This window comes from Lichenibacterium minor, from assembly GCF_004137685.1.
Taxonomy (GTDB): domain Bacteria; phylum Pseudomonadota; class Alphaproteobacteria; order Rhizobiales; family Beijerinckiaceae; genus Lichenihabitans; species Lichenihabitans minor.
This window is the reverse complement of record NZ_QYBB01000082.1, coordinates 1-9,022: the sequence shown is the minus strand read 5'-3', so window position 1 is coordinate 9,022 and position 9,022 is coordinate 1. Positions and strand designations below refer to the sequence as shown.

The window sequence follows — 9,022 nt, the reverse complement described above, 5'->3', positions numbered from 1 at the left end:
GGGGTGGAGCAGCCCGGTAGCTCGTCAGGCTCATAACCTGAAGGCCGCAGGTTCAAATCCTGCCCCCGCAACCAACCGTCACTATCCCGAAAGCCCCGAGGCCCACACCTCGGGGCTTTCGCGCGTCATGGCGAGCGCCGACGCCAAGCGCTCACCCGCGCGAGGGTCGCCGGCGGGGCAGGGGAGGGGGGCGTTGCGGTCGCGACACCCGACATCCCGGACCCGCGCCCGGTCGGCTCCTCCCCCGCGCCGCACGACCGGAACCCGTCGGCCCCGACGCTCGGCGCTCCCGAGGCTCCGTCCCGCCGACGTCCGGGGCGACCCCGTCGGCGATCGCCCGCGGATCTACCCCAACTTTGCTCGGGGTCGGGCGGGGCGGCCGCGACGGAAGCGGTCCACGGAGAAGGGCGCGAGGTCGGGGGCGACCTCGTCGGCGCAGGCGAGCGCGGCGACGAGTTCGCCCGTGACCGGCCCCAGCGTCAGGCCGAGGTGGTGATGGCCGAAGGCGTAGAGCACGCGGGGATCGTGGGTGCTGCGGCCGATCGCGGGCAGGTAGTCGGGGAGGGTCGGGCGCGAGCCGATCCACGTGCGCGGCGGGGAATCGAAGGCCAGCCCGAGGGCTTCGGCATGGGCCCGCAGCCTGTCCCATTTCCGCGCGTCGGGCGGGGCGTCCGGGCGGGTGAACTCGATGAAGCTCGTCGCCCGCAACCCCGTCAGGAAGCGAGTCGCCACCAGGGCCCGTTCCTCGAACACCACGGACGTGAGCTCCAGGGGCCAGCGGGTGACGTCCGATTGGATGTGGTAGCCCCGCTCGGCGATCATCGGCGTCGCGTGCCCCAGTTCGCGCATCAGGGCGGCCGAACGCACGCCGGCGGCGACCACCGTCAGGTCCGCGCCCGCGCGCCGCGCGTCCGCGACCGTCGCCGCTCGCGCCTGCAGGCTGCCGCCGCGGGCCAGGAAGGCCGTGCGCAGGGCCCCCAGCGCGGCGGCGGGATCGGCGACGCTGGCCGAACCGTCGAAGCGGACGGCGTCGGCCGGAGCGGCGCGAAGCTGGGCGGACAGCATCCGCGCTTCCTCGCCCGTGAGGTCGCGCCAGCGCGCGACCGGGCTCTCGTAGCCGGCGAGCGCCGCGCGGCCCCGCTTCGCGCCCGCGACGCTTTCCCAGGCGACGACGTTGCCCTGCTCCCGCAACAGGTCGGGCCGTCCGACGTCGCCCATCGAACGCCGCCACGCGGGCAGCGCGTCCGCCAGCAGCGCGCCGAGCGCCCGCTTGCCCTCGGCGAAGCGCGCGGGGCGGGCGGCCCGCAGCAGGCGAAGGCCGAAGGGCAACCATTGCGCCGTCGCGCCGGGCGGGAAGCTCGCGGGGCCGCCGAGGACCATGAGCCGGCGCGGAAGCGACCGGACCATGGCCAGGGAAGCGAGCGGCTCGTGCTGCTCGACCGCGATGTGGCCCGCGTTGCCCTCGGACGCCGGGGCGCGGTCCCCCCCGGCATCGTAGAGCGTCACCCCCACACCGCGGGCCTGCAGCGCGAGGGCGATGCTCAATCCCACGATGCCGCCGCCGATCACGGCGGCGTGGCGCGGGGCGGGGGCGCTCATGCGGCACCGCCGATGCCGTGCGGAAAGGGGTCGGACCGGTCCCGCAACAGCGTCGCCTCCGCGGTGACCCAGGCCCGCCCGGTGATGCGGGGGAGGACGGCCCCCCCCGCGCCGCAGTCGTAGCGCGCGGTGAAGCGCGTCCCGATCACGCTTTCCTGCACCCAGGGCGCCCCCGGCGGCAGCGCGCCGTGGGCGGCCAGGCAGGCGAGCTTGGCGCTGGTCCCCGTGCCGCAGGGCGAACGGTCGTAGGCGCCGCCCGGGCAGAGCACGAAGCTTCGCGAATCCGCGCCGCTCGGGGAAGGGCCGAAGAACTCGATGTGGTCGATCTCGGCACCGTCGGGGCCGGTCGTTCCCCCGCGCGTCAGCGCGTCCTTGACGCGCTTCGCCGCTTCCGTGAGCGCGGGGATGTTGCCGGGCTCGATGGCGCAGGGCGCGTCCTCGGTGAGGAAGAACCAGTTCCCGCCCCAGGCGACGTCGCCGGTGACGGTTCCGAGCCCGTCGACCGCCACGCGCACCGATCCCCGGTGCAGGAAGCTCGACACGTTGGCGACCGTCGCGGTGTTGCGGTCGTGCAGCTCCACCGCGACCGTGCCGACGGGGGTCTCGAACCGATGGATGCCCGGCGCGAGCCGACCCATGTGGGCGAGGGTGACGGCCGCCCCGATGGTGCCGTGGCCGCACATGCCGAGGTACCCGGCGTTGTTGAAGAAGATCAGGCCGGCCGCGCAGTCGGGCGCCGTCGGCGCGCACAGGAGCGCGCCGACCATCGCGTCGAACCCGCGCGGCTCGTTCAGCGCGAAGGTGCGGAACCCGTCGTGCCGGTCGGCGAAGATCCGGCGCCGCTCGGCCAGCGGTCCCGACCCGAGGTCGGGGCCGCCCGCCACGACGAGGCGGGTCGGCTCGCCTTCCGTGTGGGAATCGACGACGCGCATCGGGCTCAGGCCGCCTGTCCGGCGGTGCCGGCGACGTCCCGCGACCAGGCGGCGTACCAGCGGGTGAACAGGTCGAGCTGCGCCGCCGCATATTGCGCCTGGGCCGGCGACAGCGCGTCGTCGGCGTTGAAGTGGAGGGCGTATTCGGCCCCGCCGCGTAGCGTCATCAGGTACTTGTAGTGGAGCACCAGGTCGGTCCCCTCGTCGAAGGACGACAGGGTCCCGAGCGCCTGCTCGAGTTCCAGCGCCCGGCGGCGCGCCGTCACGTCCCCCCCGGCGGCGCTCTCGCACAGGGCCACGAGGTGGAGCACTTCGCGCGGCAGCACGTTGCCGATGCCGGTGATGGCGCCCCGGGCGCCGCAGTTGACGAAGCCGTTGACGACCTGGGTGTCGACGCCGACCATCAGCGTCAGCGACGGGTCCGTGCCCGTGATGGTTTCGGCCGCGTAGCGGAGCGAGGCGGCGCCGCCGAACTCCTTGAAGCCGACGAGGTGCGGATGCCGGGACCGGACGTCGAAGAAGAGGTCGGCCCGCGTCTCGTAGCCGTAGTGGGGGCTGTTGTAGATGACGGACGGCAGGTCGACCGCGGCCGCCAGCACGGCTTCGAAATGCGCCCGTTGCGCCGCCACCGAGGAGCCGCGCGACAGCACGCGCGGGATGATCATCAGGCCGGCCGCCCCGCAGCGCTTCGCGTGGGCGGCGAGCGCCGCCGCGCGGCGCGTGTTCTGCGCGCCGGTGCCGACGATGACAGGGACCCTGCCGGCGACCAGCCTTTCGACGCCGGTCATCCGCTCCTCGTCGTCGAGCAGCGGCCAGTCGCCCATCGAGCCGCAGTAGACGACCCCCGACATCCCCAGGCCGACGAGTTCCTGGCCCTTGGCCACCAGGGCGTCGAAGTCCGGCTTGCGATCGGCCGTGCAGGGGGTCATCAGCGCCGGGATCGTGCCGGTGAAGGGGTTGGCGTTCATGGGGATTCGCTCGGATGGGAGGTGGTGGACCTGTCGCCACCCGGGCATGATCCCACCCGGGCCCGGACCCGTCTTGGCGGAAACGAGGGCCGACGCTGGGGATTCGGCAAGGGTGGTCAGGGGGAGCGATGGGGCCGCTCGAAGGCTTGATGGCGGTGCTCGATCGGCCGTTCGTGTGCGGCGACCTGTTCGACGGCGTCGCCGACACGATCTTCTTCGTGAAGGACGGCGCCGGGCGCTACGTCGCCGTCAACCAGGTCCTCGCCCAACGCACGGGCTTCCAGAGCAAGGAAGCGCTGGTGGGGCTTCGGGCGGACGAGGTGTTTCCCGGCGAACTCGGGCTCCGCATCGCCGCGCAGGATCGCCTCATCTTGGAGAACGCCCATTCGCTCAAGGGGGAACTCGAGCTCCACCTGTACCCGGACGGGCGGGAAGGCTGGTGCCTGACGTGGAAGGAGCCGCTCTTCGACCGCGGGCGCAGGGTCGCCGGCCTCGTCGGCCTGTCGCGCGACGTGCGCGGCGCGAACGCCGCCCCGGACGAAACCCTGGCGCTGTCCCACGCGCTGCGCGTCGCGCAGGACCCGTCGGGCCGCGCCCTGAAGGCGGGGGACCTCGCCAAGCGCGCCGGGCTTTCCGCGTTCCAGCTCGATCAGCGCATCCGCGCGATGTTCGGCCTGTCCGCCGGCCAATACCTGATGCGCCTCAGGATCGAGCGGGCGAGCGAAAGCCTGCGGCGGACCGGGGAGCCGATCAGCCAGATCGCCCTCGACTGCGGCTACGCCGACCAGACGGCCTTCACGCGACAGTTCCGCAAGGTCGTCGGGCTGTCGCCGGGGTCGTACCGGCGGGCGAAGGCGTCGCCGGGGCGGTGAGCGTCGCGGGTCGGCGGCGCCGCGCTCAGAACTCCTCCCAATCGTCGGCGGCGGGCGCGAGCTTGCGGGCGGAGCCGTCGCGTCCGGCGGCCGCGAAGGCCGCGCCGGCCCCCGACATGGCGGGGGGCCGGGCGCCGCTCCCCGCGGCGCGCTCCCGGCCGGCGTCGAGGCGGATGGCGGCGCCGTTCGCCGGCCCCGCTTCGGCCGCGGCCCCCTGCGGGGCGGACGCGCCCCGCCGCGGGGCGATGCGGTCGAGGAGCGCCGATTGGACGTCGCGCTCCCGCGCCATGGAATAGATCGGCAGCAGCAGGCCGTCGACGGCTTCGGCCGCCGCGGCGAGCGCCGCCCCGTCGCGCGTCGCCGGAGCGCGAACCGAGCCGATGCTGTCGACCGCGTCCGACAGGGCGCCGGTGTTGGCGGCCACGGCCTCGAACGCCCCGATGGCGTCCCCCACCGTCGCGTCGAAATCCCGTCCGATCCTGTCGATCGTCCCGAGCACGGCGACGATCCGCGTGTCGGCCGATGCGAGCGCGTCGAGGATCGCTTCCGCCTCGCCTTCGAGCGACGCCGCGGCTGCGTCCTCCCCGGTCCGCGACCCGAACGCGTCCGACGTGCCGCGGACCCCCCTGAAGGCGTCCAGCAGCGCGACGGCGTCGAGCGAGATCTGGGACGCGAGCCGCTTCAACTCGCCCGCCACGGTCACGAGCCCGCGCCCGTCCGAACCGAGCCGGGCCGCCTTGAGGCCGACGTTCATGGCGACGATCACGAGGTCCTCGCTGGTCGTCACCAGCGTCGTCAGCGTTTCGTCGAGCGGGGCGAGCATGGACCGCAGCGCGCCCGTGGCCCGCTCGACCGCCAGCCGGTTGGCCGAGCAGGCGGCGACGATCCCCATGGCGGCCGCGAAGCGGGCCCGGAACTCCGAAACGAACGACGCCGTGCCTCCGCCGTCGTTGCCGTAGGTGGCCCGCCCTTCCGTCGCCAGCGTCGCGGCCTCGCGGCCCAGCATGGCGAAGGTGTCGAGGATGCGCGACGCTTCTCCGTCGAACGTGTCCACCGTGTCGCGGAGCTGGGCTTCGGCGACGCGGCACAGCAGGTCCGCCGTGGCGGCGGCGTCGGGCTCGTCCTCGCCGCCGCCCGCGCCCGCGTCCAGGCCGTCGGCCCGTTCCAGCGCGAAGGTGACGTGTTCCAGCCGCTGGCGCGTGTTGTCGCCGACCTGGAGCGACACCAACGCCAGGCCCGCCGCCTGCGCGATCCCGCGCGCCCTGGCGGCGGCTTCCGCCGTGAAGGCGAGGCCGGCGTCCCGCCGGCTGGCCATCGCGTCGAGCGCCTGGTCGAACTCCGCGGCGAGGCCCACCAGCTTGTCGCGGTAGGCGTCGTCGAAGGCGAGGTGCTCCCGCGCGCTCCGCTCCAGCAGCGTCGTCGCGCCGCCGTGCTGGGACACGCAGGCGTCGATGCGGCGCTGCGCGTCGCCGATCTGGTGGTCGATGGTGCGCGAGAACTCCTCGAGGCTCGCCCGCTGCTCGTCGGACACGACCGCTTCCAGCCTGGCCGAGCGCGACACCACCACCATCATCCGCATGTCGCCGACGAGGTCGTCGAACTTGCGGCGCATGCCCCGGTTGCCGTCGAGGAGGTCCCGCAGGAGCGTGCCGTCGGCCGGCAGCCGCTCGGCGACGCCCCGCAGCATCCGCGACAGCCGGTCGAGCTGGTGCGACGCGGCGGCCGTGCCGCCGCGGTCGATGTCGTCGCCGAGCGCGGCGAGGCTGTCGGTCAGCGACCTGAAGGCCGAAAGGCCCTGGCTCAGCCCCCGGCCGGCCGACAGGAAGGCCCCCTCGATGGAGGTCGTCCCGTCGGCGATGGTCGGCAGGATGGTGCGGATGGTGTCGGGCATGGCGGGCTCAAGCGGTCGAGGTGGCGGCCCAGGGGCGGGTGATTTCGGCGTGGATGTCCGCGAGGGCGACGATCCTGACGGCGGCCCCGCGCTCGACCGCCGCCTTGGGCATGCCGAAGACCACGCAGCTGTCCTCGTCCTGCGCCACCGTGGGGGCGCCGGCCCGGCGCATCTCGAGCAGGCCCGCCGCGCCGTCGTCGCCCATCCCGGTCATGATGATGCCCCGGGCGTTGGGGCCGGCCGCCTGGGCGGCGGACCTGAACAGGACGTCCACGGACGGGCGGTGGCGGGACACCAGCGGGCCGTCCTTCACCGCCACGTGGTAGCGGGTGCCGGTGCGCTGGAGGAGCAGGTGGTGGTTGCCGGGCGCGATGAGGGCCCGGCCCCGCATCACGACGTCGCCGTCGGCCGCTTCCTTGACCTCGATGGCGCAGAGGCTGTCGAGCCGCCGGGCGAAGGCGGCCGTGAACCCTTCCGGCATGTGCTGCACCACGACGATGCCGGGGCAGTCGACCGGCAGGGCTTCGAGCACCTCGCGCAGCGCTTCCGTGCCGCCCGTCGACGCGCCGATGCAGATCACGCGGTCGGTTTCCACCATCCGGCGATGGGCCACGGGCGGCGGCATCATGGCGTCGGCGGTGAGCTTGGCTTCGACCGTCCTCGCGCGCTGCCGGCCCGGCTTGAGCTTCGCCCCCGCGGCGGCCCGCACGGCCTCGCACACCCGCGTCGAGGACTCGAGCAGGAACTGGCGGGTGTCGACCCTGGGCTTCGGCAGCACGTCGACGGCCCCGGCCTCGAGCACGTCGAACAGCGTCTGCGATCCCCGCTCGGTGAGGGTCGAGCAGACGATCACCGGCACGGGCCTCTGCGCCATGATCTTGCGCAGAAAGGTCAGCCCGTCCATCCGCGGCATCTCGAGGTCGAGGATGATCACGTCGGGAACGTCGGTCTGGATGCGGCGCGCCGCCGCGAAGGGGTCGGACGCCGTGGCCACCACCGCGATGTCGGGCGCGTCGTCGAGGATGGCGGTCAGGGTCTGGCGCACGGAAGCGGAGTCGTCGACGATGAGGACGCGGATCGCATCGGGCCTGGCGTCGGCCTTGGGATCGGTCTTGGGCATCATCGTCAGGCCTCGCGCCGGTAGATGGTGGGAAGGATGGATGTCAGGCCCGGCAAGCCGTTGCCGGCCATGGATTCCGAATGGCCGAGGATCAGGTAGCCGCCCGGCCGCAGGTGGCCGGCGAGGCGCTCCACGACGGCGGCCTGGGTCGGGGCGTCGAAGTAGATCAGCACGTTGCGGCAGAAGATGACGTCGACGTCGCGGTCGAACGGGTAGCTGGGATCCATGAGGTTCAGCGAGTGGAACTGCACGAGGCGGCGCAGTTCGGGCACGATGCGCACCCGTGCGTCGCCGGCCGCGCGCGACGGCATGAGGTAGCGCTGGCGCATCGCGGCCGGCACCGGCTCCACCATGGCTTCGGCATACACGGCCGCGCGCGCCTGCTCGAGGACGGGGCGCGACACGTCCGTGCCCAGCACGGAGAAGTGGAAGCGCGCGCCGGCCGCGACCATGTCCTGGAGCACCATGGCGATCGTGTAGGCCTCGGCCCCGATGGAGCTGGCGGAGCTCCACACCTTCAGCGTCCGGTCGGTGCGCTGGCCGACGAGCCGCGGCACGGCGGTGCCGCGCAGGAAATCGAAATGGGCCGGCTCGCGGAAGAAATCGGTCTTGTTGGTCGTGACGCAGTCGACGAGATGCTCGGCCTCGGCGCCGAGCGCACCCCGGTCGAACAGGTGGGCCGCGTAATCGTCGAGCCCGCTCAGGCCCAGGGCCCGGACCCGCCTGCGCAGGCGCCCTTCGACCATGATCCGCTTGGACGGCGGCAGCTTGATCCCCACCGAGCCCTCGACGAAATGCGCGATGGCGGCGAAGCGCCGGTCCGAAAGCCTGTCTGGGGCTGGCTGCATGGTGCTCAACGGCGTGAGGGGGGGGGGAACGGCGCGGCGCGGGGGAGGGTGGCCCCGCGGGGCTCAGGCGGCGGCGGCGAGGTCCGCCAGCAGTGCCGCCCCGTCGTGTGCCATCATCCGGTCGATGGCGAGCACGATGACGAAGGCGCCGTCCTGGCGCCCGATGCCGGCGAGGCATTGCGCGTGCCAGCGACCGCCGACGGACGGCGGGGGGTCGAGCAGACCGCCGTCGAGCGTCGACACGGCGATCACCCGGTCGGCCACGAAGCCGACCGGCGTCGGCCGCCCGTCGATGGGCACGTCGAGGATGATGATGCGGGTCGTGGGCGTCGCCGGCACGGGAGGCAGGCCGAGCTTGAGGCGCAGGTCGACCACGGGGACCCCTTCCCCGCGCACGTCGGTCATGCCGAGCAGGAAGGCCGGAGCCCGCGGGAGCGACGCGACCTCGCGCAGGTCCAGGATCTCGCGGACGTGGCGGATGTCGATGCCGAACACTTCCGGCCCCAGGCCGAGCGTCAGGTATTGAGAAACGTTGGACACGGGGATCGCTCCGGTGGGGGTCGATGTCGCGGAAGGAACCGGCGGGGCGGCACGGCCCCGCCGGTTCGAGGCTCAGGACGCGCGACGGAAGCCCTTGTCGGCGGCGTCGCCGGGCTCGGCCATGTCGAGGGCGAAGCCACCGGTGTGGCGGGCGGCGCGGGCCGGGCGCGGGGCCCCGGACGCGCGGCCGGGCTTCAGCTCCTCCGTCACCCGCCGCTGCAGCCGGGCCACGGGGTGGCCCGTTTCCGCCGC

Annotated in this window: 9 protein-coding genes; 1 reads left to right on the top strand and 8 read right to left on the bottom strand. The window is 73.8% G+C overall.

All coding sequences use genetic code 11. The annotated features are described in order from the left end of the window. Window positions 1-345: 345 nt before the first annotated feature. The 3 genes from D3273_RS26360 to D3273_RS26350 are packed head-to-tail and all read right to left on the bottom strand — an operon-like array spanning window position 346 to window position 3,499. On the bottom strand, window positions 346-1,599 hold the full coding sequence (locus D3273_RS26360) for an NAD(P)/FAD-dependent oxidoreductase (protein ID WP_129229934.1): 1,254 nt from the start codon (window positions 1,597-1,599) through the stop codon (window positions 346-348). Next, window positions 1,596-2,531: a 4-hydroxyproline epimerase gene (locus D3273_RS26355; RefSeq protein ID WP_207210913.1), complete on the bottom strand. Its 936-nt coding sequence runs from the start codon at window positions 2,529-2,531 to the stop codon at window positions 1,596-1,598. The genes D3273_RS26360 and D3273_RS26355 overlap by 4 nt, the downstream gene beginning before the upstream one ends. A gap of 5 nt (window positions 2,532-2,536) precedes the next feature. Continuing rightward, window positions 2,537-3,499 (bottom strand): dihydrodipicolinate synthase family protein, encoded by a 963-nt coding sequence (locus D3273_RS26350; RefSeq protein WP_129229933.1) that lies wholly within the window; start codon window positions 3,497-3,499, stop codon window positions 2,537-2,539. A gap of 149 nt (window positions 3,500-3,648) precedes the next feature. On the opposite strand from D3273_RS26350, the gene D3273_RS26345 reads away from it, so the two are divergent. Then, the gene (locus tag D3273_RS26345; RefSeq protein WP_165359723.1) at window positions 3,649-4,371 is read left to right on the top strand and encodes an AraC family transcriptional regulator; all 723 of its coding nucleotides are present in this window, start codon (window positions 3,649-3,651) and stop codon (window positions 4,369-4,371) included. 25 nt (window positions 4,372-4,396) lie between these two features. Here D3273_RS26345 and D3273_RS26340 read toward each other — a convergent pair whose 3' ends face one another. The 5 genes from D3273_RS26340 to D3273_RS28555 all read right to left on the bottom strand — a co-directional run. Further along, a complete protein-coding gene (locus D3273_RS26340) occupies window positions 4,397-6,262 on the bottom strand; it encodes a hypothetical protein (protein ID WP_129229931.1) in 1,866 nt (621 codons plus the stop codon). A gap of 7 nt (window positions 6,263-6,269) precedes the next feature. Further along, complete coding sequence (locus tag D3273_RS26335) at window positions 6,270-7,385, bottom strand: protein-glutamate methylesterase/protein-glutamine glutaminase (RefSeq protein ID WP_245501405.1); 1,116 nt, start codon at window positions 7,383-7,385, stop codon at window positions 6,270-6,272. Window positions 7,386-7,387: 2 nt separating this feature from the next. Then, window positions 7,388-8,230, bottom strand: coding sequence for a CheR family methyltransferase (locus tag D3273_RS26330; RefSeq protein WP_129229930.1), 843 nt, complete (start codon window positions 8,228-8,230; stop codon window positions 7,388-7,390). Between the two features lie 63 nt (window positions 8,231-8,293). After that, entirely contained in the window at window positions 8,294-8,770 is a 477-nt protein-coding gene (locus tag D3273_RS26325) for a chemotaxis protein CheW (RefSeq protein WP_129229929.1), read from the bottom strand. A 72-nt stretch (window positions 8,771-8,842) separates the two neighbouring features. After that, window positions 8,843-9,022, bottom strand: a 180-nt coding sequence (locus D3273_RS28555; protein WP_165359722.1) for a hypothetical protein, incomplete at its 5' end; no start/stop codon positions are given.

Coding starts and splice junctions, on each gene's coding strand:
- D3273_RS26360 (WP_129229934.1), bottom strand. CDS start 1,599: ATGAGCGCCCCCGCCCCGCGCCACGCCGCCGTGATCGGCGGCGGCATC.
- D3273_RS26355 (WP_207210913.1), bottom strand. CDS start 2,531: ATGCGCGTCGTCGATTCCCACACGGAAGGCGAGCCGACCCGCCTCGTC.
- D3273_RS26350 (WP_129229933.1), bottom strand. CDS start 3,499: ATGAACGCCAACCCCTTCACCGGCACGATCCCGGCGCTGATGACCCCC.
- D3273_RS26345 (WP_165359723.1), top strand. CDS start 3,649: ATGGCGGTGCTCGATCGGCCGTTCGTGTGCGGCGACCTGTTCGACGGC.
- D3273_RS26340 (WP_129229931.1), bottom strand. CDS start 6,262: ATGCCCGACACCATCCGCACCATCCTGCCGACCATCGCCGACGGGACG.
- D3273_RS26335 (WP_245501405.1), bottom strand. CDS start 7,385: ATGATGCCCAAGACCGATCCCAAGGCCGACGCCAGGCCCGATGCGATC.
- D3273_RS26330 (WP_129229930.1), bottom strand. CDS start 8,230: ATGCAGCCAGCCCCAGACAGGCTTTCGGACCGGCGCTTCGCCGCCATC.